This is a genomic window from Rhodococcus sp. EPR-134 (genome assembly GCF_001647205.1).
Classification (GTDB): domain Bacteria; phylum Actinomycetota; class Actinomycetes; order Mycobacteriales; family Mycobacteriaceae; genus Rhodococcus_F; species Rhodococcus_F qingshengii.
In genome coordinates, this window is record NZ_LVCT01000358.1 from 1 (window position 1) to 24,676 (window position 24,676).

At 61.5% G+C, this 24,676-nt stretch carries 27 protein-coding genes and 1 pseudogene; 11 read left to right on the forward strand and 17 right to left on the reverse strand.

What is annotated here, in order from left to right; translation table 11 throughout:
• Window positions 1-23: 23 nt before the first annotated feature.
• Complete coding sequence (locus tag A2J01_RS15895) at window positions 24-560, forward strand: hypothetical protein (RefSeq protein WP_223304456.1); 537 nt, start codon at window positions 24-26, stop codon at window positions 558-560.
• A 131-nt stretch (window positions 561-691) separates the two neighbouring features.
• Here the strand turns inward: A2J01_RS15895 and A2J01_RS15900 are convergent, their stop codons facing one another.
• From A2J01_RS15900 to A2J01_RS15910, 3 genes are all read right to left on the reverse strand, one after another.
• On the reverse strand, window positions 692-883 hold the full coding sequence (locus tag A2J01_RS15900) for an antitoxin (RefSeq protein WP_047270593.1): 192 nt from the start codon (window positions 881-883) through the stop codon (window positions 692-694).
• Window positions 884-1,031: 148 nt separating this feature from the next.
• Window positions 1,032-1,682: a vitamin K epoxide reductase family protein gene (locus A2J01_RS15905; RefSeq protein ID WP_052959927.1), complete on the reverse strand. Its 651-nt coding sequence runs from the start codon at window positions 1,680-1,682 to the stop codon at window positions 1,032-1,034.
• Window positions 1,679-2,335 carry a DsbA family protein gene (locus A2J01_RS15910; RefSeq protein ID WP_047270652.1) on the reverse strand — a complete coding sequence of 219 codons (657 nt, stop codon included), beginning with the start codon at window positions 2,333-2,335 and terminating at the stop codon, window positions 1,679-1,681. The genes A2J01_RS15905 and A2J01_RS15910 overlap by 4 nt, the downstream gene beginning before the upstream one ends.
• A gap of 183 nt (window positions 2,336-2,518) precedes the next feature.
• Here A2J01_RS15910 and A2J01_RS15915 point away from each other — a divergent pair, with 183 nt between their 5' ends.
• A complete protein-coding gene (locus A2J01_RS15915; protein ID WP_223304457.1) occupies window positions 2,519-3,061 on the forward strand; it encodes a copper resistance CopC family protein in 543 nt (180 codons plus the stop codon).
• A gap of 42 nt (window positions 3,062-3,103) precedes the next feature.
• Entirely contained in the window at window positions 3,104-4,039 is a 936-nt protein-coding gene (locus A2J01_RS15920) for a cytochrome c oxidase assembly protein (RefSeq protein ID WP_054827426.1), read from the forward strand.
• Window positions 4,040-4,098: 59 nt separating this feature from the next.
• On the opposite strand, the gene A2J01_RS15925 is transcribed toward A2J01_RS15920, so the two are convergent.
• From A2J01_RS15925 to A2J01_RS15955, 7 genes are read right to left on the reverse strand one after another with little or no spacing between them, the layout of a single operon-like run.
• Window positions 4,099-4,842, reverse strand: a complete 744-nt coding sequence (locus tag A2J01_RS15925) for a DUF305 domain-containing protein (RefSeq protein WP_064113085.1) — start codon at window positions 4,840-4,842, stop codon at window positions 4,099-4,101.
• Window positions 4,835-5,635, reverse strand: a complete 801-nt coding sequence (locus tag A2J01_RS15930) for a DUF3105 domain-containing protein (protein ID WP_047270598.1) — start codon at window positions 5,633-5,635, stop codon at window positions 4,835-4,837. The genes A2J01_RS15925 and A2J01_RS15930 overlap by 8 nt, the downstream gene beginning before the upstream one ends.
• A gap of 60 nt (window positions 5,636-5,695) precedes the next feature.
• Window positions 5,696-7,297: an apolipoprotein N-acyltransferase gene (lnt, locus tag A2J01_RS15935; protein ID WP_054827437.1), complete on the reverse strand. Its 1,602-nt coding sequence runs from the start codon at window positions 7,295-7,297 to the stop codon at window positions 5,696-5,698.
• The gene (locus A2J01_RS15940) at window positions 7,294-8,925 is read right to left on the reverse strand and encodes a cytochrome c biogenesis protein ResB (protein WP_054827427.1); all 1,632 of its coding nucleotides are present in this window, start codon (window positions 8,923-8,925) and stop codon (window positions 7,294-7,296) included. Before A2J01_RS15940 ends, lnt begins: the two co-directional genes overlap by 4 nt.
• The gene (locus tag A2J01_RS15945) at window positions 8,922-9,731 is read right to left on the reverse strand and encodes a cytochrome c biogenesis CcdA family protein (RefSeq protein ID WP_047270602.1); all 810 of its coding nucleotides are present in this window, start codon (window positions 9,729-9,731) and stop codon (window positions 8,922-8,924) included. The genes A2J01_RS15940 and A2J01_RS15945 overlap by 4 nt, the downstream gene beginning before the upstream one ends.
• Entirely contained in the window at window positions 9,728-10,342 is a 615-nt protein-coding gene (locus A2J01_RS15950) for a TlpA disulfide reductase family protein (protein WP_047270604.1), read from the reverse strand. The genes A2J01_RS15945 and A2J01_RS15950 overlap by 4 nt, the downstream gene beginning before the upstream one ends.
• Window positions 10,343-10,368: 26 nt before the next feature.
• A complete protein-coding gene (locus A2J01_RS15955; protein ID WP_442971568.1) occupies window positions 10,369-10,896 on the reverse strand; it encodes a TlpA family protein disulfide reductase in 528 nt (175 codons plus the stop codon).
• 344 nt (window positions 10,897-11,240) lie between these two features.
• Here A2J01_RS15955 and A2J01_RS15960 point away from each other — a divergent pair, with 344 nt between their 5' ends.
• A complete protein-coding gene (locus A2J01_RS15960; RefSeq protein ID WP_080961187.1) occupies window positions 11,241-11,504 on the forward strand; it encodes a DUF4229 domain-containing protein in 264 nt (87 codons plus the stop codon).
• A 136-nt stretch (window positions 11,505-11,640) separates the two neighbouring features.
• On the opposite strand, the gene A2J01_RS15965 is transcribed toward A2J01_RS15960, so the two are convergent.
• From A2J01_RS15965 to A2J01_RS36870, 3 genes are read right to left on the reverse strand one after another with little or no spacing between them, the layout of a single operon-like run.
• On the reverse strand, window positions 11,641-11,949 hold the full coding sequence (locus A2J01_RS15965; protein ID WP_047270607.1) for a hypothetical protein: 309 nt from the start codon (window positions 11,947-11,949) through the stop codon (window positions 11,641-11,643).
• Window positions 11,946-12,236, reverse strand: coding sequence for a MerR family DNA-binding protein (locus A2J01_RS35165; protein ID WP_223304461.1), 291 nt, complete (start codon window positions 12,234-12,236; stop codon window positions 11,946-11,948). The genes A2J01_RS15965 and A2J01_RS35165 overlap by 4 nt, the downstream gene beginning before the upstream one ends.
• Complete coding sequence (locus tag A2J01_RS36870) at window positions 12,226-12,357, reverse strand: MerR family DNA-binding transcriptional regulator (protein WP_223304459.1); 132 nt, start codon at window positions 12,355-12,357, stop codon at window positions 12,226-12,228. The genes A2J01_RS35165 and A2J01_RS36870 overlap by 11 nt, the downstream gene beginning before the upstream one ends.
• A gap of 201 nt (window positions 12,358-12,558) precedes the next feature.
• Here A2J01_RS36870 and A2J01_RS15975 point away from each other — a divergent pair.
• Window positions 12,559-12,822 (forward strand): annotated as a pseudogene (locus A2J01_RS15975) (cytochrome b); the annotation flags it as partial.
• A gap of 63 nt (window positions 12,823-12,885) precedes the next feature.
• Here the strand turns inward: A2J01_RS15975 and A2J01_RS15980 are convergent.
• Both A2J01_RS15980 and A2J01_RS15985 read right to left on the reverse strand, forming a co-directional pair.
• Window positions 12,886-14,508: an Nramp family divalent metal transporter gene (locus tag A2J01_RS15980; protein WP_047270656.1), complete on the reverse strand. Its 1,623-nt coding sequence runs from the start codon at window positions 14,506-14,508 to the stop codon at window positions 12,886-12,888.
• Window positions 14,509-14,551: 43 nt separating this feature from the next.
• Window positions 14,552-15,895: a magnesium transporter MgtE N-terminal domain-containing protein gene (locus tag A2J01_RS15985; protein WP_047270613.1), complete on the reverse strand. Its 1,344-nt coding sequence runs from the start codon at window positions 15,893-15,895 to the stop codon at window positions 14,552-14,554.
• A 931-nt stretch (window positions 15,896-16,826) separates the two neighbouring features.
• Between A2J01_RS15985 and ccsB the strand changes: the two genes are divergently transcribed.
• The 5 genes from ccsB to phoU all read left to right on the forward strand — a co-directional run bounded on the left by ccsB (window position 16,827) and on the right by phoU (window position 21,261).
• Window positions 16,827-17,813 carry a c-type cytochrome biogenesis protein CcsB gene (gene ccsB / locus A2J01_RS15990; protein ID WP_047270614.1) on the forward strand — a complete coding sequence of 329 codons (987 nt, stop codon included), beginning with the start codon at window positions 16,827-16,829 and terminating at the stop codon, window positions 17,811-17,813.
• 270 nt (window positions 17,814-18,083) lie between these two features.
• Window positions 18,084-18,353, forward strand: coding sequence for a WhiB family transcriptional regulator (locus A2J01_RS15995; protein ID WP_052959928.1), 270 nt, complete (start codon window positions 18,084-18,086; stop codon window positions 18,351-18,353).
• A complete protein-coding gene (locus A2J01_RS16000) occupies window positions 18,350-18,679 on the forward strand; it encodes a hypothetical protein (protein WP_054827429.1) in 330 nt (109 codons plus the stop codon). The genes A2J01_RS15995 and A2J01_RS16000 overlap by 4 nt, the downstream gene beginning before the upstream one ends.
• Window positions 18,680-20,128: 1,449 nt before the next feature.
• Window positions 20,129-20,362 (forward strand): ANTAR domain-containing protein, encoded by a 234-nt coding sequence (locus A2J01_RS36875; protein WP_054827431.1) that lies wholly within the window; start codon window positions 20,129-20,131, stop codon window positions 20,360-20,362.
• Window positions 20,363-20,595: 233 nt separating this feature from the next.
• A complete protein-coding gene (gene phoU, locus A2J01_RS16015; protein ID WP_047270619.1) occupies window positions 20,596-21,261 on the forward strand; it encodes a phosphate signaling complex protein PhoU in 666 nt (221 codons plus the stop codon).
• A 272-nt stretch (window positions 21,262-21,533) separates the two neighbouring features.
• Here the strand turns inward: phoU and A2J01_RS35820 are convergent, their stop codons facing one another.
• Entirely contained in the window at window positions 21,534-21,701 is a 168-nt protein-coding gene (locus A2J01_RS35820; RefSeq protein ID WP_155419211.1) for a hypothetical protein, read from the reverse strand.
• A gap of 195 nt (window positions 21,702-21,896) precedes the next feature.
• Window positions 21,897-23,912, reverse strand: coding sequence for a heavy metal translocating P-type ATPase (locus A2J01_RS16025; protein WP_047270622.1), 2,016 nt, complete (start codon window positions 23,910-23,912; stop codon window positions 21,897-21,899).
• A gap of 101 nt (window positions 23,913-24,013) precedes the next feature.
• Between A2J01_RS16025 and A2J01_RS16030 the strand changes: the two genes are divergently transcribed.
• Complete coding sequence (locus A2J01_RS16030) at window positions 24,014-24,376, forward strand: ArsR/SmtB family transcription factor (protein ID WP_047270658.1); 363 nt, start codon at window positions 24,014-24,016, stop codon at window positions 24,374-24,376.
• The last annotated feature ends 300 nt before the right edge of the window (window positions 24,377-24,676 follow it).

The following is a 24,676-nucleotide window of genomic DNA, read 5'->3' on the forward strand; positions in this document are numbered from 1 at the left end:
CGGCCATACCGATGGGAAAGTCAATGTCAACACGAACAATGCCGGTGGTCATCGTCCCGGCAACAGATACCGCTGCCGCCCTACTCACGGACTGGTTGATTCGAGACGTACTGCCGACCGCTCTCGACGGCGGCGTGGCGAACCATGCTGGTGCCCGGTTGCGGACTTTGCCACCGGTATCTCGTCGCCACATCCGGCACCCCCGCAAACTTCGGGTTCACACCCGTCGAGTCAGCGAAGTAATCGCCGCAATCGAGAATCATCTCCAGACCGGAGCGGATTTCGTTGACGCAGAGCGGACCTTCATGCGTTCCACCACTGTCCTTCCAGACCCCGTGCTGAACGCCGCGGCCAGTATCAGTGGCGCAGTGATGGATATCGGGAGTTCCGCGGCGGCATTGGCGAATCGTGCCCTCCTTCTCGTTCCGACGACAATCGAGTCGTCGGAAGCGGCGCTCTCGACGCAATCGAGGGTAACCGAATCCTATTACGCCCTCCTTGCGCGGCTGTGGCACAGAGATTTTCACGCGAGTATCGTGATTCCGCAGACCGAACCCTGAGCGCTCCTCGCTTCGGTGTGCTGTCACGAGGGGGGCACACCGAAGCGAGATTATTCGCGCTCTCGACGCCGATTCTCAGTCGTACGGCGTGGAGACCAACGAGCAATCAGGCGGCAAGGCAAAGAGAGTCGCTACTTCTTCGGAGGAATCGCTCTCTTTGCCGCAAGCGCAGCCCTCCGGATCTGGCTGGTCAGTTTTCCACCGGTCTTGGCTTCGGCAGACGCGGCGGTTTTGTCGATCGCGTTTTCGATCTTGTCTGCGTTCTTCGAGGCAGCCTCCTTGCCCTTGTCGACTAGCGCTTTCGCTGCACCCATGAATTTCATATTCGTCTCCTTCTCCTGGCCTCATCGCCCTCTACTCGGGAGGGTTGCGGATCTAAAAACTAAGATCCATAGTAGTTGAGTTGAAGGTTGACTGATCGTGCAACAGTTGGCCGAGTGCGACGGCGTTGGCAGATTTTCGTGGGACTCGTCAGACCAGTGTCGACCAGTAGTCCCAGAATGCGCTGAGAATCATGCTCGCGACGGACACGATCCAGATAGTAAGCACGAGAGTGTGTTTCTCGGTGCCGACGGTCACGATTCGCGAGGAGGTCGACGCGCTACGAGCACCTAGATGCAAAATGGCATACCAGAGGGCTGTCATCGTCACCACCCACACGACCATGCAGTACGGGCACAGTGCCTGGATTCTGTACAGGCTTTGGAAAATCAGCCAGTGAACCAGCACCGCTCCGGTGAGCAAGCCGATGACGATACAGCGCCAATACCACTGAGGTAGTGCCTTTGCGGCGGTGAGGGTCACGATTCCCGTGGTCAGTAGGACGGTGAACCCGACTATACCGAGGATCGAATTCGGGAAACCGAAGATCGAGGCTTGTGGAGAACTCATCACCGATCCACAACTGAGGACGGGGTTGATGCTGCAGGACGGGCGATATGAGGGATCCGCGAGAAGCTGAAACTTCTCGATAGTCAGTATCAGAGACGCCGCCAAGCCGAGAGCGCCTGCTGCAGTGAGAATCCATCCGACGACATAGGGGGAGCACACTTTCGGGGCCGAGTCGACAGTCGGAGGTATACCAGTGTCGACGTGGGCACCGCGTGCTCCCGTTGATGTCATTGGGCCAGCGCTGCGTCGATGCGAGCGGTGAGATCGTCATATGTCGGCATGGACGGCAACTGGACGCCGTTGAGGAACAGCGTCGGTGTGCCCTGCACGCCCAGGTCGATACCTTCGTTGAAGTCCCCTTCGACACGCTCTGCGACTGCGGGATCATTCATATCTGCTTCGAAGGTCGCCATGTCGAGTCCCAGATCCTGGGCGAACGTACGGAAGAGGGCTACTTGAGATTCGGACGACTCGCCCCACTGGGTCTGCGTGTCGTACATTCGCTGGTACATCTCCACGAACTTCCCTTGCCTGGACGACGCTTCGACGACTCGCGCCGCGAGTCGACTGTTCGTGTGACTGGGAATGGGGAAGTACCGTACACCGAACGTGATGCGGTCAGCGTACTCAGCACGTATCCGCTCCATCGTCGGATACATCGCCAGGCATGCCTCGCACTCGAAGTCGAGGAATTCGACCAGAACGACATCGTTGTCCGGCGCAGAGGAAAGTAGATGCGTGTCGTCGCGAAGAACCGATGCGTCCGAAGCGCTGGCGCTGTTTGTCTCCCTCCCGCTGCGGTTGCCGAGCAACAGCGCGCCGAGGACGACAGCGAAGACAGCTATCAGGGCTATCGAGAATTTCGCGTTGGTGGTCAACTTCATGGATCCGCCTACCTGGTCGGTGTTCGTCGATGCGTGCAACCTTCCGGCCACCACACAGCCCTGAATACTATGCAACATAGTAGTCGGAGGTATTGTCTCAGCGAAGTGCGGTGTGCATCGATCGCCGGACTCCGCACCTCGATGGTGTGAGCCGAGTAGGAGGAACAGATTTTGAGGCGTGCAATGGTTGTGCTGCTGGTGGCTGCGGGGTGTGCGCTCATAAGCGCAGGCACCGCGCAAGCACACAGTGCACTGGTCGGATCGACTCCATCCGCCGACGCAGTTCTCGACACTGCGCCGAGTTCGGTGGAATTGGTTTTCAATCAGGAGATTCAGACGAGTTTCGCGAACGTGACCGTCAGTGCGGCCGACGGGACGCAGGTCGGAGCCGGGGAGCCGTCGGTGCAGGGAGAGCGCGTTTCTCTCGTGACGACCGGTCAGATGTCGTCTGGCACTTACACCGTTGGTTACCGGGTGATCTCTGAGGACGGACACCCGATCACGGGGTCGTACTCCTTCACCTTGAACGCGGCGAAGAACAATGCGGCGCCGCTTCCCGGAGGTGCAACACCTCCGGCAACTGTTGCGCCGTCGGCGGCGACCGCCGATGCCGACTCCGACGACGGATCCCCACTGTTGTTGCCGATTCTCGGTGGCGCAGTGGCAATCCTGTTCGTGATCGGGATGGTCATCGTTCTCCGCGGAGACAAGCGCTCGAAGCGCTGAGATGTTACAACACAGTACGAGCGGGGAGGGACCACGTAGGTGATGGACTGGATACGTTTACCCGAGGCCGTGCCTTCGTTCGGAGCAATGGTGGGGTGGGCGCCGCAGCCGCTCCCGGTCCTACCACTGATCGGAGTCCTACTGGCAGCGTGGTATGGCTGGGGTGTCTACCGGGTGACGTCTTCCGGTCGGGTGTGGCCGTGGACGAGGACGGCCAGCTTCCTCTTCGGCTGTATATTGCTGATCCTGGTCACGGGGCTCGCCGTCGAGGGCTACGGGTACGAACTCTTCAGTATCTGGATGTTCCAGCATTTGACCTTGTCGATGGCGATTCCACCACTGCTCGTTCTCGGCAGCCCAGGTCTTCTCCTGCTGCGCTCCACCCCTCACACAGGGTGGGGAATTCCGATCCTCAAGCTGGCATTGACGGCACTCAGAAGCCGGACGGCGAAGATTCTGCTACACCCCGGCGTCACGATTCCACTGTTCCTGTTCAGCTACTACGGCATCTACCTCTCGCCGGTATTCGACCTGGTGGCGTCGTCCTGGGTCGGTCACACAGGCCTGGAGCTCTTCTTCCTGGCCACTGGAGTGTTGTTCATCGTTCCGGTGCTCTCATCTGGGCCGTTGCCCGTCAAGCAAAGCAACCTGGGTCGATGTTTCGACCTCTTCGTCGAAATGCCTCTCCATGTTTTCATCGGCGTGATCCTGATGATGGCAACCTCGCCACTCCTGAGTACCTTCACCAATCCGCCGGCGTCCTGGAACGTCGATCTGATGGCCGATCAACAAATGGCGGGGGCTTTGGCATGGTCGTACGGAGAACCCGTCGCGTTGATCATCATGGTGGTTTTCGCGATGAGGTGGAATCGCGACGAGACCCGCACCAACGCCGCCGTCGACAAAAAGGCCGCCAGGGACGGTGACGTCGACCTCGAGGCCTACAACGAATTCCTCAAAACCCTTCCCCGTCGATGACTGCTCTCGGCATCTCGATGATCGGGTTCGGCGGATGCGACGGTGTGTGAGATGAGTGGTCAGTTCATCGGGATCGGTTGGGCACCTCTCACTGCGAGCAGTTCTCGCAATGCGGTCGATTCGGCCTGCTGTGTAGCGGCGATCTGTCGAGCAAGATTTGTCACGACGGGGAGATCGGCATTGTCAGCGGCGTATTGGGCCATCGGAATTCCCCCTTGATGGTGGCGCAACAGTAATTGCAAATAGCGAATCTCAAATGCCGGTCCGGTCAGGGTGCGTAGTTCCGCGAGTTCGGCGGGAGAAGCCATTCCCGGCATCGCGACTGATTCAGTTACGCCGGAATCACTTTGTCCGGTGCTCATGCCGGGCATCGAGTGATTCATCGCCGAGGAAGTTGAGGGCATCCACTCCATATACTCGCCCGTGCTCCGGGCGGGTCGATCCCAGAGGGACAGCCACCCCTGCATCATTCCTATCTGACTTTGCTGAGTAGTGACGACGTCGTACGCGAGCGTACGGATAGCGGGGTCGGCAGTGTTCACCAATGCGAGGGACGACATCTCGACCGCTTGCCCGTGGTGAACCGACATGTCCTGCGCGAAGCCGACCTCCACTGCGCCGACGGCTGGGACCCCCTGCGAGGTGTTCTCGATCCGCCCCTTTGCCCACAGGCCGATGATGATTCCGATCAACAGAGCGATGACAATACCGACCACCAACACTGCGGCCGGCGTGGCATGGCGTTTGCCCGATGAATCGGATACCGACTCGGATTGAATCGATACCGCCTCGTGTTCAACCATTTTCGCGACTCCTCGTGATCGCCGGCGCAGGTGGGGTCGTTGCTGCGGGAAGACCAGTGGCTGACTGCTCCGACGCTGCGGGAATCGCGTCAGGGCCTGGCGGAGATGCGTCGAAGGGGAAAGGAGCGTTCGGGTCGAATCCTCCCGGGACCGTTGCACAGCTGGCACCGGCCTCTGGATGGGTGTTCGGGTTCTGTTTGAGGGCGGTGATGAATTTTGCGATACGGGGGTCGTCGACGCTGTCGACTTTGAGTTGGTGCCCCCACGACTGAATCGAAACGGGGGAATCGATGCCAGGGAACGGTGACATCAGGGAATACGGCTTACCGTTGACTTGGGAGGTAAGGGCGTCGACGTCGGACGGATTCAACGAGTCGGGGTTGTAGGCAATCCAGACCGCACCGTGCTCGAGTGAATGCACCGCATTCTCAGTGCGTATCGGCTCCGGGTAGACGATGCCTGTGCATGTCGCCCAGTACTGATCGTGCGCTCCTCCCAAGGGGGGAGTTTGATCGTATGCAACGCGCTGAGGCGCTTGAATATGATTGCCGGCCGCGTATTCGATTTCGGTTACCCCTTCGATGGACAGCGAGGGGTCCGGGTTGTCCGCGCTCGGAGCGTATTTTTGTGCTTCGGTCCTCTCGATGGCCTTGGGCACCATGTTGTAGGCGATGACCGAGACCAGGCCGGCGATAATCAGGACTGCGATCGATATCGACCACGGAAAACTTCGGCCACCGGGCACCCCACCGCCGCGGGGGCGGGGTGTGTTCTTCTTGCGGTTCTTCGACATTGGTGGACTCGTTCCCTTGCGCGCTGGCACCGACACTGAATTACTATCAATCATAGTAATTCATGGTTTCGTTCTTCTGCCGAGACAGAAGCGGTACGCGCCCCCGAAGAGAGATGCGGCAGCGAGAGAAAGGACGATCACCGCCAGGGCGATCTCGGGAACCGCGCCCAGACGTGTTGCCGGTGTGAGATCGGAACGCAGGGCGATCTCGTCGGTCAATGCCTGTGCTGTGAAGATCTCGCTCTGTTGGCGTACCTCTCCCGTCGGCGTGATGATCGCACTGACACCGCTGGTCGCGGCGATCAACACAGTGCGACCGTGCTCGACTGCCCGCACCCGCGACATGGCCAATTGCTGAAAGGTCATCTCCGTCCGGCCGAAGGTCGCATTGTTGGTGGGAACCGCGATGACGGTGGCTCCCGCCTGGACCGACTCGGTCACCAGATCGTCGAAGGCCACCTCGTAACACGTGGCAACAGCTACCTGAACTCCGTTGAGGTCGACGACACCGTTCCCATTCCCGGCAACGAAATTGCCCGCAGAATCGGCGTACGACGACACTGCACGAATGATCGGTCGGAGCGGCAGGTACTCCCCGAACGGCACGAGTTGTCGTTTGATGTGTTGCTGGCCAGGGCCATCCGTGGGATCCCACACCATGACACTGTTGATCGATGTGCTCGCTTCACCTACGAGAACCGTACCGACCAGGATTGGTGCCCCGATCGAACGGGCTGCTCGGTCCAGTCGCTCTGCCGCATCCCGATTCACCAAAGGATCTATATCCGAAGCATTTTCGGGCCAGATAACAAGCCGTGGCCGGGCTGCGCGACCCGCCGCGACATCGGCAGCGAGCTGCTCGGTGCGGGCAACATGATTATCGAGCACCGCTCGGCGTTGGGCGTTGAAATCGAGGCCGAGTCGCGGCACGTTGCCCTGAACGACGGCAGCAGTGACGACCTCGTCAGGGGCGGCACCGGGAGAACTTGTCACCAATGCACTCACAAAGATGAGGACGACGGCAACGCCACCCTTCGCCAATGCTTGCCATCGAACACGGGAGGGTCCGGCCAGTGACCAGGCGATGAGAGTTCCGGTCAGTGCAGTCACGAAGGAAAGACCTGGCGCCCCTGCGATCGAAGCCAACGGCAGCAGCGGACTGTCCGCCTGCCCGAAGGCCAAACGCCCCCACGGGAAACCGCCGAACGGAATTCGGCTACGAAGTGCTTCGGCGGTGACCCATGCACCCGCAATCCACACCGGGGAAAGGGGAGCGCGACCGACGGCCACTGCCAGTACGCCGAACACGCCGAACGCGAGCGCTTCAATCGCCGCCAACGCCAACCAAGGCGTTGCACCGACATACGCTCCGACCCACGGCAGCAAGGGAACGAAGAATCCCAGTCCCGCGGCATAGCCGAATCCGAAACCCGCACGGAGACTGCGACCCTGGAGAACGGCGGTCAGCAGGGCGATGGCGACAGGGGCCAGAAACCACAGCGTGCGCGGCGGAAAACTGAGAAATAGCAGCCACCCAGCGCCCACCGAAAGCGCGAGACGCAAAGCGTTCCCACCGTAAAGCCGTTTGGGGCGACCACTCTTCAGGCATGCATCGAGTTCACCGTCGGCAGTGAGTGCACGTTCGGACGAAGGGACCCTCACAGGCCCGCTCCCGTAGAAGGAGAACTGTGCTGGTCCGTCCACAATTTCTCACAAAGATCGTCGAATTCGCCGCCCCACCCTGCATGATCGGTCCTCGCGAGGCCTCCGAGTTCGAGATCGACCTGCTCCGGTGCTGCCCCCGGGCGTAAACGGATCCACACGCGCCGCCTCCTGATCACGAGCGAGGTCAGAAGTCCGAGCATCATCGTGATCGCAAAGACGAGAACCCACTGTTGCGCAGGGTCGTACGACACCTGTAGATTGGCGAATTCCTTGGCCCCGTCGAACCGAACCTGTGTTCCGTCAGAGAGAGTCCGCGTCTCTCCCGGTCGAAGGTTCACACGATCTTGTTTGACCAGCCTTCCTTGGTTGATCATCTCCGTATTCAACGAGAAGATCGATTGCGGAATGCCGGTATCCAGACCCGTATCGCCCTTGTAGATGTCGATCGCGACCGCAGGATCACGTGCGTCGGGAAACGACGAAGTCAGGAGCGTCCCACTGAAGGCCGCGGTCGGCGCGAAGAGTCCCTCGATGGCAATCTGATTCTTCCGGCGCTCGTTCGGATCGGGGAACGAACCGCCGGGTGGATCGAAACGCAACGCCCCACTGCTGAGAAACGTCACCGCGTCGTCCGGTTGAAACTGCATTGTCTCGGTACGGGACTGGCCATCGGGGAAAGTGACGGTGAACTGCGGCGCGTACCCGTGGCCGGTCAGATAGACGCGGGCGCCATCGGTACGCAACGGTTCGTTGACTCGAAGACGGTAGTCCTTCCACGTATTGGTCGCGATGTCCTGCCCGCTCTGGTATGAGATGTTGGAGGTGAACATTTCGGCCTGACCAGTATCGAGATAGTCCGCGGAAAAATCGTTGACCTTGATGCAGAACGGTGCGAGACCAGTTCCGTCAGTTGCACTTCCAGCGCGAAATGAGTCGTACACAGCGGGTGAGGTGTTGCAGAATCCAGGACCACCGTCGGCAATGACGATGACCGAACCCTCGTACCCCACCAGCTTGCCGATGGCGACGGTGACGAGCAACCCGATCAACGAGAAGTGGAAAACCAGATTCCCGGCCTCGCGCAGATATCCCTTCTCCGCCGAAACCGATACTCCGGAATCATTTTCGGGATTGACTGCGATGCGCCAACCCTTGAGAGACCGGCGCACTCTCGTCAAGGCCTCGTCGTGAGAGATATCTACCTCGCCGCGGAAATGGTGCGGCAACCGGGACAGATTCCGAGGTGCCCGCACAGGCTGGCTCCTGAGTGCGCCGAGATGCGCCCGCAAGCGTGGAAACAGGCAGCCGATGAGAGAGAGAAACAGGAGAACGTAGATTGCGGTGAACCAGAAACTGGAAAAGACGTCGAACAACTCCAGCTTGTCGAACAGTGGGCCAAGGGTTGGTTGGGCCGCAATGTACTGGGACACTTTCTGCACGTTGAGATTTCGCTGAGGCAGCATTGCTCCGGGGAGTGCTGCCAGCGCCAAGAGGAACAGGAGCACGAGCGCGGTACTCATCGACGTCAATCTGCGCCAGTACTGGCGCAGCATTCGAATGCTTTCTCGGATAATCAGTCTCGGGAGGCGACGGATGCGAGCTCCCGTGGGGACACTCTCTGTCATATCGGCAACACGACCGAACTGACAAACTCGTTGCGCAACCAGCCGATGAACACGCCCCACACACCGGTGACCAGTGCCAGACCGACAGCGACGAGCATTATTCCGCCGACGATCTGAATCGTTCGTGAATGGCGTTTGAGCCATCCGACGCCTCGGAGCGCTTTCACCGACCCGAACGCCAGCACGATAAACGGTAATCCAAGTCCTAGACAGTAGGCGACGATCAGCAGCACCCCGCGCGCTGCCGTCGTGCCTTGAGTTCCGGCCGCCACCGAAAGAACCCCTGCGAGAGTGGGGCCGAGACATGGTGTCCAGCCCAACGCGAACACGCCCCCCAACAAAGGTGCGCCGGCAAGGGAGGAGATTCGTCGCGGCGCGAATCGTGCGTCTTTCTGCAGGGCAGGAATAAGGCCGATGAATGTCAACCCCATCACGATGGTGATCACCCCGCCCACACGTTGGAGCAGCGCTTCGTTGATGCGCAGGGTGCTGATCACGCCGAATACCGATGCGGTGGCGAAAACGAACACCACCGTGAATCCCGCGACGAACATCGTTGCCGCGCCTGTCACCCGCCATCTGCCTGCTGCGGGTCTCGTGGTCGCGTCTTCAGGGGTCACCGCCGGAGAATCAGCTCCGGAAATGCCGGCTAGATACGACAGGTATCCGGGAACCAGTGGCACCACGCACGGTGAGGCGAAAGAGACCAGACCGGCCAAAACGCACGCCGCTACGGCGAGCAGCAACGGACCGCTCGAGGCGGCGGTCTGGAAGCTGGACCCGATGCCTTGGGCAAAGTCGTTCACCGTTCGGCCGCCACACGCTCGATGACAGGCTGTAGATCCTCAGTGAGAAGTGCACGAAGGAACACTGCGGCGACGCGATGCTGACGATCCAACACCAACGTGGAGGGAATCACGCTCGTCGGATAGTTTCCGCCGAGCGCTATCAAGGTCCTCATCGACGGGTCGTAGATCGAGGGGTAGCTCACGTTGTTGTCGACGACGAAGTCCTGAGCTTTGTCACGTTGAGGATCTCGAACATTGATCCCGAGAAACTGAACGCCGAGGTCTTTGGTTGCTTCGTAGGCGCGTTCGAGATCGTCGGCCTCGGAGCGGCATGGGGCGCACCATTGTCCCCACAGATTGATCACGACGATCTGATCTGCGTAGTCAGTCAGTGAGATATCGTTACCGTCGGTCATAAGGTCAGGCCCGGCCAATGCGCCGATTCTATTTCGCGACTCGGGTGGGTCGTACAAGATATCGGTTTGCCCCCCAGGCGAGACGAAATCGAAGTTCGCACCCGAAGCGACCGCGTCGGTACCGCTCGCGCACCCACTTGCGGCGACGACCACCGCGGTGAGGATAGCAATGAGTGAGAGGGGATGGGCATGCGCTCGGGGGGTGCGGTGCATCCGTTGTCGCGTGGGTGTGGGGACTGTCATTTCATCAACTCACTTACGGCGGAGCGTATTTGGTCCGTGTTTTCGAAAACCATGGGGGCTGTGACCTGGTCGACGGACCCGTCACGTTGGACGAGGAAGCTCAGCGGCAGAACTGGCGGCGCCGACAGTGCAATTCCGACGTCGTCGATGGCGGCGAACGAGGGATAGCGCACGCCGGCGTCCGTGAGAAGTGCTAGTGCTGCTGACATGTCGTCCTGGACATTGACGCCGACCACACGGATGGCGCCGGGGCTGCCTGCGTAATCGTTCAGAACCGGGATCTCCGATCGACACGGCCCACACCACGAAGCCCAGAGATTGATCAAGGTGGGTTCCCCGGACAGCGCTGCGCCGAGGTCGACTTCAGTGCTCTCGCCAAGACACGTCGCTTTGATTCCCCGGAGTTTTCCGTTCACGGGCGGTGCCGCCGGGGCCGCAGGGCAGGAAACCTTCGCTGCTGCGGTCGCAGATGTGAAGCTCGGGTCGAGAGCTTCGCCGTCGTCTTGGGATGCGGCCGGGGGCATTTGCGGTCGGGTTGGGGAGTGGGATTCGGTTGGTTCGGATCGAGGCCAGATTGCCACGACAAGGAGGGCGATCACGGCCAAGAAGAACATGAGCCATCGCGACCGTGCCTGCATACACTTCCTCCAAGTATGGTGCGGCGAATCGGGGAACAACACTGAACTACTATTGTGCATAGTAGCTATATTGGTTCTTCCACCGGCCCTCGCTCAGCAGCGGCAGGGGCCCGAGTCCAACTATTGAATCGAGCACTGTGAAACGTCAATCCGCCCCGGAGGGTCGTCCCAGCTCGTCGGCCCGCCCCGAAATTCCAGCACTGGATTCACATCAAGGGCCGCCGACGCGAATGACACGAATCGCACGGTCGAAGCTTGTGCGATTGATGGTGTACTACACCGCAGCTCGACTCGCCCTGATCGCTGGGCTCGCAGTGATCGTCATGGGAATCAACGCCGTATTCGACCTCGAAATCCCCGGCGCTTTGTCACTGTTCGGGGCCTTGCTGCTCGGATTCGCCATCTCTGCGATCGCATTCCGATCGTTGCGACGCCGGATCAACGACGAGGTGATGGTCGTAGATGAGAGGCGTCGCGCGTCGCGCACCGCGTGAAGAAGTTTCCCGCGGCCACGCCGGCATAGATGAAGCCTCCTTCATCCCCCGGTGTCACCCGGGAAGGGGCTAGGTCGCGGCGATCGCTGCTGCCGAAGCCGAATTCGGAGCAGCAGTCAACGACTGTCCACGTTGGTCAATCCATTCCGAATGCTCTCCTCAGCGCCGACACAGTAGGAGCGCCGTCGACAGCGCCCGCGGCATCGCGATAGAGCCTGCAGGACACGCTCGGGATCTGATTTGACTCGGCTAAGGGATCGTGGCCGTCGACGAGCAACGTCGGAGACCCGGCCATACCCGCGAGTGCTGCTGATTGGGAATCCTCGATGACCAGGTGGCGCAGTTCCCATTCGATCGATACACCCGCGAGAGCTTGCTCGATTCGTTGTTCGAGGAGCGGCACGTTGGGGCAGTCCAGGACTTGCAAAATTTCGAGTTGAATCATGGTGTTCCTTCGTCGGTGTGCAATGTCTGGAGCATGGGGCAGTGCCGGTCAGCTCGCGGTAGTGCACAGGTGGAAGCGAATTCGGTCAATGAGGCCCGCATGCATTGCAGATCTCGGATCTTTTCGTCGAGCTCGGCGATCTTCTTCTGGGCGAGTCTCCGCGCTGCGTCGCAATCGTCCGGTCCGCCACCGTAGAGGTGGAGAAGTTCGTTGATCTCCTCGAGGCTGAAGCCGTGTTCCTGGGTGCGTTTGACGAACCGGATAATCTCGACCGCCTCATCCCGGATATGAGCGGTATCCCGAGGCGGATCGTGGAGGCTGCTGCAGGAGTCCGCGCCGTTCGTAGTACCGCAACGTCTGCACATTCACCCGTGAGGGTGGCCAGTTCACTGCTACGCATGTTGCCATTGTGAACCCTGTACCCGGCTACGGAGTCAAGTTGTTCTGCCCGGCGGCAGGACATCGTCGACGGTGACCACGCCGACGACTGGGATTGTCGCGAGTTTATAGTCGGCCATCAGTACCACGACCACGACGAGGAAGCGCAGCATCCGAACCCGCGAGCCCTGCGATCGGTGCTGAATCTCCGACTACCACCGCACGCAGGCAAACCTGCTGCAGCGTCCGCGGGACGTTCCGGTCCGCACCGCGATCGGCGCGATGGTCATCGCGTTCTACCTGGTCTGACGATCCCCTGCGTCAACGACATCATTGCGTACAAGTTCAACATCTCGCTGAACGCGATGATGTGGATCGGCCGAATCGGCATGGTGCTGCTGCCCCCCGATCGCGTTCTTCGTCACCTACCGGTTCTGCCTGGGTCTGCGGCGCAGCGACCGTGAGGTTCTCGAGCACGGCATCGAGACCGGCATCCCGCGTGGTGGTGACTCCCGAGCTGCTGGTACTCGCACTCTCATTTGGCTGCGGCTCGGCATCCTATCGGCTGCCGAGTTGAATAGCCTTGACCACGAGAAGTATCGCGCCGATGACGAGGTAGCCCCGCAAGGCCAGCATGCCCAGTTTCGTTCCGGAGGACCACACGACCGGTTCGAGCAGCGTCAGCGGCGGCATCCGCCACTGCATCTTTGCCTCTCGCCCGACGTCAGGGGGCAGAGCGGTGACTACGCCGCGGCGCCGGTCGAGCCACCGCACGCCAACTGTTGCGACGATGCCAGCGACGACCAACGCTATCCCTAGGTATATTGAGGCGGTCACCACGTTGAGGTCGGGAAAAACGGTGGTGGCCATGAGGATTCCCGAGAGCATCAGCAGGACCGCGACGATCAGCCCGGCGACGAGGTTGAGCCAGCGCGGATTAATCCAGGGTCCGAGTACTTGCCGGTCGTTGCACAGCAGCAACAGGAACACGCTCGCGCTGGGCAGGAGCAGTCCGGCAAGAGCCTGCACGGCGGTAGTGATCAGTCCAAGCGGTGCGCCGGGGATCAGCACGATCCCCGCGGCAAGGAGGACCATGGCACCGTATGAGAGGTAGAAGGGTTTGGCCTCCTTGAACCCTCGGTGTAGCGAGTGGCTGATCCCGAACACGTCACCGAAGGCGTAGCTGGTCGACAGAGTGACCGCAGCGGCACCGATGATCGAGGCGTCGAGAAGCACGATCGCGAAGATCGGGCCGAGGACGGAACCATTCGCGCTGAGTAGGCGCGCGATGTCGCCGGCGTCCACGAATTCTCCGACACTGCCAGTTGAGCGGGCGGCGTAGTCGGCGGTCATCATCAATGCCGCTGCGCCGGCGACGACGACCAGCGCCCCGAGGACGGTGTCGGCTCGTTCGTAGCTGATGAACCGCGGGGTGATCCGTTTGTCGATGATGTTGGACTGTTGGAAGAACAGTTGCCACGGCGCGACAGTGGTGCCGACGATTGCGATAATCAACAACACCGCGTCCGAGGTGATCCCGCCTCGGACGCCCGGAATCGCGAAGTCTCGGGCAGCGCGACCCCAGTCTGGGTGTGAGAGCAGCAGCATCGGGATCTGTACCGCCGTGACGGCGATGAAGACGAACATCGCACGTTCCCAGCGGCGGAAGCTGCCGGTGGCCATGATCGCGATCAACGCGACCGCAGCGGTCGGCACGACGATGTACCGTGAGACGCCGAAGTAGCTGGCGGCCAGTGAAACTCCGATGAACTCGGCGACGATGGTCAGGAAGTTCAATACGAACAGATCGCCGACCGAGAACCAGCCCCACCCGCGGCCGAAGCGCTCGTTTATCAGCCGGGCATGCCCCACCCCGGTCACCGCCCCGAGTCGGACAACCATCTCCTGGTTGACGATCAGCACTGGAATCAACAATAGCAACACCCAAAGCAGCGAGTACCCGTAGTTCTGGCCGGCCTGCGCGTAGGTGGCAACACCGCCGGCGTCGTTGTCACCGACCATGACGATGAGGCCAGGCCCGACGATCGCCAACATGGTCAGCATCCGAGCCTTGAAAGTGCGGCGAGATTCCTTGTCGGACAAACTGATTCTTCCGAGCGCCCCCTCGATGTCGCCGAGGTGCGCGGAATCGAGGACTGCGGACGGTCGCGGTTCAGGCATACCGACAGGCGTATGTGCCGGGGTGGCGTCGGTGATCTCGGGTTCAGCCACGGTCATCACCGCCTGGATCTGTGGAGGTGGTGTTGGTCGTAGGGTGGTCGGTGGCGCGCTCGACGATGGGCCTCGGTGCAGGTTCTCGCCGTCGCCAGTCGTCGGGGATGGAGGCCTCGAGGACATCGTCGACGGTGACCACGCCGACGACGTGGTCGGCATCGTCGACGACTGGGATCGTCGCGAGGTTATAGTCGGCCATCAGCACCGCCACCTCGGTTAGGTCCGCCACGGGGGTCACGCGCACAGGGTCGGTGTCCATGATGTCGACGATCGGGGTCACCGACTCCGATTGCAGCAGCCGGATGACCGACGCCACCCCGATCAGCCGGCCGGCGTCGGTGAGCACGTGCACCTTCAGCAGAGCCTCGGGCTGCATGGACCGTGCTGCTGAGATTGCCGACAGGGCCTGCGCCGCAGTGGCGGTGGCGGCGCAGGAGATGACGTCGACGCTCATCAGGCCGCCGGCGCTGGACGAATTGAACCCCATTAGTGTGATCACCTTCGTGCGTTGGCCGGCCGGCATCAGATCGAGCACTCGTCGACGGCGGGACTGTCGTAACTCTGCGACTGCGTCGGCGGCGTCGTCTGCGCGCATGAGACCAAGCACACCGGCCACCTCGACGTCGCTCATGTCGGCGAGCAGCTTGTTGGCCTTGCCCGGGTCGAGCTCTTCGAAAACGTCCGCCTCAAGCTCGGGGTCGGTGTGGACGCGGTCAAGGATTTCCCCACCCTCGCGCTTGTCTGCGCCCTCGAGCAGATCTGCAATCTGCGCCGGTTTAAGGGTGCCGACTCGCCCGCCGACCCGCCGCACTACCATGCTGTGTTTGTGGCCGATCAAGGGTTCGAACGCTTTCCAATCCCGACTGGCGTGTCCTCCATGGGATTTGATTAAGCCGAAGAACCGGGCCGGGCGGCGAGTGTCGAGCCGTGCGAGTACCCACCCGTGACCGGGGTTCTCGAGTTCGATGTCGTAGGCGTGCACCAGCTCCGCGGCCGGGACGTCGATCAGCCGATGGCCAAGGACGTCGGAACGCAGCAGTACCTCGCCCTCGCGGCGCTCGAACCCGCGCAGGTCCACCTTGTTCTGCGCCAGCATCACCCGGTCCCCGTCGAGGTGCTCGATCCGTTCGACAGAAACGTACACTCGCCGACCGCCGACATTGACTACCAGCCCGGATACCGTCGGGTAGGTGTCCACGCCGAGCAATCGCACGATCAGATCGTCTAGGGCGCCGACGATGTCCCCATTCCGTGCGATCACTGGTCGCTTCAGTAGCTGTGAGAGATGGATCACCGGATGCGTGGGGGCTCCGTCGGTCGCTGACTCGGTCATCGGCACTCCTCGCGTCGGTGGGTGGTGGGACGAGCCACGCAGGATGCGCACACTCGCGCGACGGCTATTGATGTCCGATTGAAAGGTCGGTGGACGGACAAGCGTGGCCTAAGTTCGGCGCGGCTCGGTCAGTTGCGACTCAGTTCGCCGGTGACGACGCATCTGCATGGTTGAAACTCGCGACCAAAACTTCAAGCACGCCACCTTCTCGCTTCGCGGACAAGCCTTCCCGCTCCGGTATTGTTACATGCGCACCTATGCATGTAAAGTCCGGTTTGGGAGCCGTTTGGGGCGACTCTCAAGCTCGGCGACTTCTGGCGTAGCGGTTCGGGTTGTGAGGTTGTCGGAGCAGAGGCTCAATGCGGATGCACGGTCGACCCCGCCTTTGGTGAGCGTATTCATACATCCGCCCATCTATCGCGCACGTGGTCCAGTGCACCTAGAAGCGTTGCCGTGAGCGCGAAGTCGCGTCCCCGGAGGGTCGGTCAGCAGATCAATGCGTCAACGTGTTCGCTCGGTGACATGGCAATGTTCGTTGCGTCAGCGAGCCCTTGCGCCCTGAGGGGTTTGGCATATCACTCAGCGCCGCGGAACGCGGTATCCGACGGCAGCCTCATTTTCCGGGTGACTCCCCGTTGAGCCACACAACATTGACTACTATCGGGCATAGTAGTCAATATGTGCCCTCGCCGACCTCTACGGGCATGCTGATCTGAACGGACGACTGATCGAAACCGCAGTGCGCCGAGGTCGGGCAATGACGCGTACGGCGGGTCCGGCGCATCCCAGACGGAATTGTAGGTTGTGCGATTCTGCCAAGTCTGCGGCACGGATTAATGGACCACGAATGACGTACGAGTAGTAGAAACTCGCTGGACGGGTGCGGCCGCATCTGATCTGAGAACCCGGATGGCTCAGGAGAGGACCCACCGTGCCCATCAACCAAACCATTGCCAGGCTGAGTGACCTGTCGTTCCAGTCGGCCTTCGCCGTGTATCTGTTAGCCCTCGTGTTGCTGATCTGGCACTACGCCGCGACACGCACCGACCACGTCCACCGGTTCGAGTTGGGGAGCAGGAAGCTTGTGGCGGCAGGGGGAGTCTCGGCGCCGTCGCCGGAAGTGCCCGGACGGATCGTTTCGGCTCCGCCGAAGCCAGTGCCCGAGCGTCTCGGCAACATGGGTGCCGCGGTTCTCGTCGTGGGCTTGGGACTGCACCTTGTGTCGATCGTGTTGCGTGGCTTCGCAACCGGACGTTTCCCGTTGGGCAACATGTACGAGTTCGTCACCATGGCCACCGCGGCCGCAACGGCGACTGGCATCGTGTTTCTGCGTGGGCAGACATACCGCGCGATGTGGGTTTTTCTTCTGGCGCCGGTCCTAATCCTGATGTTCGTTGCGGCAACCCTGCTCTACGCCGACGCAGCGCCTGTCGTTCCGGCTCTGCAGTCCTACTGGCTTCCGATCCATGTCACAATCGTCAGCATCGGCAGCGGCGTCTTCCTGGTTTCCGGCGTGGCCAGCCTCGCGTTCCTACTACGGATCCGACAGCCCGCCGGCGCGGAGCGCCGCGGGCCTGTAGGTTCGATGGCTCGTCGTTTGCCCGACGCCCAGACACTCGACCGGTTGGCCTACAGAACCGTCATCGTCGGCTTCCCTCTCTTTGGTATCGGAGTCATCCTCGGCGCGATCTGGGCGGAGGCAGCCTGGGGTCGGTTCTGGGGGTGGGATCCCAAAGAGACGATGTCGTTTATCGCCTGGGTGATTTACGCCGCCTACCTCCACGCCCGAGCGACCGCAGGTTGGCGCGAGACCAAAGCCGCTTGGATAAACATCGCAGGATTCGTCTCGATGCTGTTCAATCTGTTCATCATCAACATGGTCGTGTCCGGATTGCACTCCTACGCCGGTCTGAGCTGAGCGATTCGTGATCGAATTGAAGCTCGACGGGCACGTCCACGGTGGCGTTCGAAGCGAAGACAACGTATGAGTGCCCAAAGAATGATCTTCGTAGGCTACGTCGCGGGGCGCGACTGGTGCGTTCGAGGCGGCGGGGGGTTCCTTCGTGTCTTGCCTTCCTGCTGCTTGTTTGAATGCAGTCACGGGTTTGGTTATAGGTTATTCGGGTGAGGGCGTGACGGAAGGCGAGGTTCGAGTGCCGGTGGAGGGTGGTCTTACTGCTGGAAGCCGGTGGGATTCGCCGACTCGGCGGATTTGTCAGAACTGCCCCTGCTCGGTAGTTGTCGCGAGTATGCCCTGGGTGCTGGTGAGCCGTACGGAACCTGGGGTGGCATGACCGAAGCCGATCGAAAGCTGGGATCATCCTTTGACCCCGTCGGAGACAGGTGTGTAATTGTCCCGTGGGTCAACCGCAAATCCACGTTGCGAAGTCCGCTCGGCCGGGGAATGGTCTTCGAGATTCTCTTGCGGCGCCGCTGTATCAAGGAGGCGATTCGATGACGAATGACGAGGCGCCTCTGTCGGTTTACCGAATGACGGGCGATGACCTGGTCGCGGAGTACCAATACTTGTACGACAGGTTTGATCGCCACACCCCGAATCAAAAGGCGCGGTTCTACTATGTGAACGGGGAAATGAAAGCTCGTGGGCTCGAACATGGCATGCCAACTCCCGCTGCGCGCGATCACGACGATGCCTGGGATGGAGAGATCCGAGATTCGCGTGTTACGCGAATAACTGCACTGCATGGCTTCCCGGTCGATTTTACGGTGTCGAATCGGTGCGCAATACACACTCATCAAGGGCCTGGGATCAACGAGCACTGAGGCGGTCGCTGAAACCACTCACGCCCGCGGACTCAGGCGTTTGACGGATCACGGTGATGCTCCCTCTTCGGGTGTGGTGTCATCAGGTTCTCCTGACTGTATTGCGTAGAGGTTCGGCTTGCACTGGACTGCTTTTCGGCGGCTAGCGCACAGATAATCGAAGTTACAGATTGGAAAACTTGCGCTGCAGGCGTAGCACCGACCGTCTTGACTTTGCGACACGGCGAAAAATGCTGTGGTGGCATGGAGTTCGCTTTCGGACTGATCTCGTGAGGTCCTCCGTGCCGTTCGTGGTTCTCTGGCCGAGATCGACGAGTGAGAGCGAGCTTTCGGTGCAACTGCGAGATTGGGCCGTGCATCATTGCAGGACCATATGTGCTCTACCCAACCGATGGGGCGCTGACGCCGGGAGGGCAGTCTCGACGACCATACAAGGCAGAGGACCGATGAGACCGGTAGATGCCGGCGCCCGCTCCCGGACGTGTACGACTAGGCCGTACGCTTCGCGGGCGGTCGAGGTGAGGTTTGTCCTGTTTGCCGTGGTGCTTTGCCCCACTCTCCTCATTTCGGAAAATGCTGCCATGCACTCGCGAGTGAAACGCGACGCGATCGCACGGGTACGTGCTGAGCACATGTCGACACCATCAATCCATGTCTGCCACCATGGGGGTCGCGTAGACGAGTGTGTGTTCTAGGCGTTGCCCCCGGCCAGGCGTTGCGGCAAGATCGAAGGTTCCTAGGCGCTGTCCGGGGTGAAATTCTTCTGTACCCATGTTTTCGGCGGCCGAGCGAGGGTATGTGTTTTCGCCAGTTGGGGGGACACAGTTCCACCGTGGTTCACCAGGTCAGGGTGAGACGTCCGACCTGATGGGCCGTGCGGCCCGGTGTCAGGGTCGACGGGCGCGCAGTCAGAGGCGGCCCACCGAATTTTCGGCCTGCGCGACATCGCGTTCGGTGGGCCGAGTGCAACGCCACGTCGGGATGGTGCTGCATTGATCGACTGTAGCGAAAGCATTGTCTGCGTTCGACTCCTGACGTTTCCGCTCGGACAGATCCGCCCTGTGAAGATGCAGTCCGCGAAGGTGGGTGTGGTGGCGTAGCGGAGAGTATTGGGGGAGGGGTGATGTCGGAGGTGCTGGGCGTATTCGGGTGATGCGCCGGGTCCGCTTTCTTGCTGTTGAAGTTCGGTGTTGATGCGGCGGGCTTCCGCGAGTTGGTCTTCGAGGAAGATAATGCCTCACGCCTCGTAGAGGGCGGTGCCGGCGGCGACCAGTTTGGGCCGTTCAGTAGTAGACATCGCATCGTCGACACAAATGGTGTGACGAGATCGGTGAATCGTGGTGGGCGACAGCATCCTCGGCGGCAACGACGAAGTAATCGGTAGTGCCGGTCTTTACATAGACGTCACCGAAACGCTCGACCGCATGGGTCAGGGAGTCGGTCGACGAGTTGGTCGATGAGATCAGTAGCTCCCGTGGAGCGATCGAGCAGGCCAAAGTGATGCTGATGATCGTGTACGGAATTTCCGCGGAGCGGGCCTTCGACATTCTCATCTGGCGCTTGGAGCAGAAGAACGTCAAACTCCGCCAGGTGTCCGAGCAGTTGAGCGCCCGTGTTCGCGCAGACTTCGCTCTACTCGGTGGGTTGCGTTCGCAATTCGATCAGCTGCTGCTCGGTTTGTGACCGATGACAGACTGAATCGCGTTGTGGTCGGCACCTGCGGCTGACTGCTTAACCACAGGCACCTCGCCGACAGCACCCATTACGGCTGTCGGCTTCAATCCATTTCTACCCGTCACCGGCGGGCACAGAAACGGTATTGCCCGGACGGAGGCCGAGAAGAGGCGCAATGGACCCGATGCCCCGGATCGAACTGAAGACGAAACAACCGCTGGGTACACATCTAGGGTGATGAGATGCGCACACATTTCGCCGACAGCCTCGACGACCTCTCGTGTGGCCTGGCGTCGATGTGCGGGCTCACCGTGACAGCGATGTCGGAGGCAACGGCAGCCCTCCTCGATGCCGACCTTCGCACCGCCGAGCGAGTACTCGACGCGAACACCGACCTCGAGCGGGCCGCCTCCGACTGGGAACACAAGTCATTCTCACTTCTCGCCTTACAAGCCCCTGTGGCACATGACCTCCGATTTACCGTTGGCGGTTTGCACATCGCCGCAAGTCTGCAACGTATGGGCGCACTGGCCGTCCACATCGCCAAGATCGCGCGCCTGCGCCACCCGACGTCGGCCGTACCGCCCGAAGCGCGGGCAGTCGTAGCGGACATGGGAAGGACAGCAGTGGCTCGGGCGACCGAAACCCAGGTAATACTGCGGCACGTCGATTCTGCTCACGCGCAAGAGCTTGTGGCCGCCGACACGGTCATGGACGAACTGCACCGGCGCCTGTTCACCGTCACCCAAGCCCAACAATGGCCGCACGGAGTGCAAGCTGCTGTCGACATCACCCTGCTCGGACGGTTCTACGAACGATTCTGCGACCACACTGTGGAAATCGGACGACGCATCATCTTCCTCGAAACCGGTCGACTCCCCGCCCGACCCGACGCGCTCCTTCCGTAGGTTGAAGCTTGCCGGGATGTCAGGAGGGGAGATGACGCATTCCGGCCCCGATGTGGAAGCCGGCTGTCTGGTCAGTCGGAAGACGTGGACAGTGTGATGAGATCCGATTTGGTGTTGCGTTGGGAGTTCGATTCTCGCGCCCGACCTTGGCTGCACGACGTCGCCTCTCCCGAGGAAGGATCTTGACCCCACGTCCGTGGTCCCGCTCGTGGTTGCGAGATGAGATGCAGCACGAGTGTATCGGCGGTGAGCATGGTCGATGCCGTGCCGGGCTACTGTGCGGCGTTCTCCGAATTGAGTCGACTGATCTCCGCGCGCATGCGTCGCATCGGTCGGTCAACTCGGCTCTTTCTCTCGTTGCCCGCGGTCATCAGTCCAATTATGGCGGCCATTCCTGCTGGAATTCCGAGAACTACGACGAGGAACGGCGCCAAGCTCATGGAGTTCTCCTATGCTCGGATCGAGCGGTCTGGGACAGTGTCGATCAACAACCTACTATCGTCAATAGTAGATTGCTCATGGCGGGTGGTCCATTGACGGCGTCCCGCGGCAAAACTCGCGGGTTCCCTTCGCCACTACGTAGCGCGCAGGCAATCGAAGGCGGACGACCTTTGCTTGGGAGATGTACCTCTTCTCTAGATGGATCGAGCCCGGCGCCACCCGAGGTTGCCTGTCTCGTAGCGCCACGCGCGTTGGGAAAGTAGTCGCATTCCGTTGAGTCCGACGATGACGGTGGAGCCTTCGTGTCCGGCGACGCCGAGGGGTAACGGTAAGTGCCCGAACAGGTCCCACAGGACGAGGGTGGTGATGAAGGTGGCGGCGATCGCGAGGTTGGCGATCACGATGCGCCGGGCACGGCGTGAGAGGGCGATCACGCGCGCGATGGTGGCGAGTTCGTCACGGACGATGACGGCGTCGGCGGTGTCGAGTGCGAGGTCGGATCCGGCGCGGCCCATGGCGATGCCGGTGTGCGCGGCGGCGAGTGCGGGGGCGTCGTTGACACCGTCACCGACCAGTAGCACTTTCGCGCCGCTGCGTTCGAGGTCGGCGACGGCGGTGACCTTGTCCTCGGGGAGGAGTCCGGCTCGCATGTCGGTGATCCCGACCTGTGCGGCGAGCGCAGCGGCGGCGCGGGGATTGTCGCCGGTCAGTAGAACCGGAGTGTGTCCGGTGAGGGTGGTCAGTTCGTCGACGACGTCGCGGGCGCCGTCGCGGAGTTGATCGGCCAGTCCGAGTACTCCGATCGGTGCGGCGTCGACAATCACCACGATCGCGGTCTTTCCGCCGGCTTCCATTTCGGCGGCCGCAGACATCGCTTGCGCCGTGGCACGGTCCGCGATCGCGGCCGACGCCGCTGGAAGCAGGTGTGCGGGGCTGCCGACCTGAATCCGGCGACCGTTCAGGCGTGCTCGCACTCCCCGGCCGGGGGCGGAGTCGAACTCTTCGACAGGGGGCACCTGCAACCCGCGTTGGCGGGCAGCGGCGACGACCGCGTCAGCGAGCGGGTGCTCACTGGGATGCTCGGCCGCGGCGGCGAACGTGAGCAGCTCGTCGGCGGCGAGGTTCGCCCCGCTCATCGGCCGGATGTCCGTCAGGGCCGGGGACCCCTTGGTGAGGGTTCCGGTTTTGTCGAATGCGACGGTGGTGACCGAACCGAGCTGCTCCATCACGACGGCGGATTTGACCAACACGCCGTTGCGGCCGGCGTTGGCCATCGCCGCCAGTAGCGGCGGCATCGTGGCCAGCACGACTGCGCACGGGGAGGCGACGATCATGAACGTCATCGCTCGCAGCAGCGACGGTTGCAGGGCGCCGCCGAGCGCGAACGGGATGAAGAACACTGCGAGGGTCGCGGCCACGACTCCGACCGAGTAGTACTGCTCGACCTTCTCGATGAACAGCTGCGACTTCGCTTTGGTGGCGGACGCTTCTTCGACCATCGCCACGATCCGCGCGACGACCGTCTCCGATGCCGCGTGATCGATCCGGATTCGCAGAGTGCCGGTCCCGTTGAGGGTTCCGGCGAACACCTCGTCATCGCGATGTTTTGCCACTGGTAGGGGTTCTCCTGTGATCGAGGCCTGATCGACATCGCTGCTTCCGGAGATGATCCGGCCGTCGCCGCCGATCCGCTCGCCCGGCCGGACGACGATCACATCACCTGCCGTCAACGACGCCGCATCCACCATGGTTTCGTGCCCGTCAGGGCCGATGACGGTGGCACGTTCGGGAGCAAGATCGAGCAGGCTGCGCACCGAGTCGGCGGTGCGCTGGGTCAGGAATGCTTCCAACGCGCCGGAGGTGGCGAAGATGACGATCAGCAGGCCGCCGTCGAGGACCTGGCCGATCGCCGCGGCGCCGATCGCGGCGACGATCATGAGCAGGTCGACGTCGAGGGTTTTCTCTCGAAGCGCCTGCAAGCCCGCCAGTGCGGGCTCCCACCCGCCGGTGACGTAGCAGCCCAGATACAGCGTCCACCACAGCCAGGTCGGGGCACCGCCGAACTGAGCGGCAAGCCCGAGGACGAACAGCCCGGTCGCGATGGCTGCCCACCGCACTTCCGGGAGTGCGAACGGCCGGGTGCGGACGGCGGTTGCGGCCCGGGGCGCCGCGGGCTCGGTGTGTGGATCGCTGCGTACAGGGGTGGTCATGGCACGGCTTCCGGCTGGGGGCAGGGGGGTAGGAACGAACGCCACGATACAGGAAAACATGAAGACCTCTTCATGTAATCATGATGGGTAAGATGCTTCACATGGGTCACGGAGTCGAAGGCACGTCCACACCGCCCGCGCAGCTCGATGCGGAGTCGGCCGCGACGGTGGCTGCCACGTTGCAGGCGTTGGCGACGCCGAGTCGACTGCGGATGTTGACTCGGCTGCGGCACGGGGCGTGTTCTGTGGGTGACCTGGTGGAGGCGGTGGGGATGGAGCAGTCCGCTGTCTCGCATCAACTGCGACTGCTGCGTGCGATGGGGTTGGTGACGGGGACGCGGCAGGGCCGCAACGTCGTGTACAGCCTGTACGACAATCATGTGGCGATGCTTCTCGACGAAGCGGTCTATCACATCGAACATCTCGGGCTCGGAATCGCCGACGACCCGATCCCTGCCCTGTAAAGAGCTCACCCCATATGTGGCCAATCGACGCCGGAGTCCCTCGGCGGCGCGTCCGACGACCAGGTGATCAGTGCGTGCGGCGACACACTCGCTGAAGCTCATGCTGCAGTGGTGTTACCAACCTCGATCTACTCGCTGGGGCGAGATGAATGTGTTGATCAATCGGCAATCTCCTGATCGGGCTACCCTTCATTTCGACCCCTGACATCTCCTCCCTTGGTCGGTGGAACAAAGAAAGCGATCCAACCCGATGGATATTCGCAGTCTGCCTCGGTACATGACGGTGGCGGCTGTGGTCGC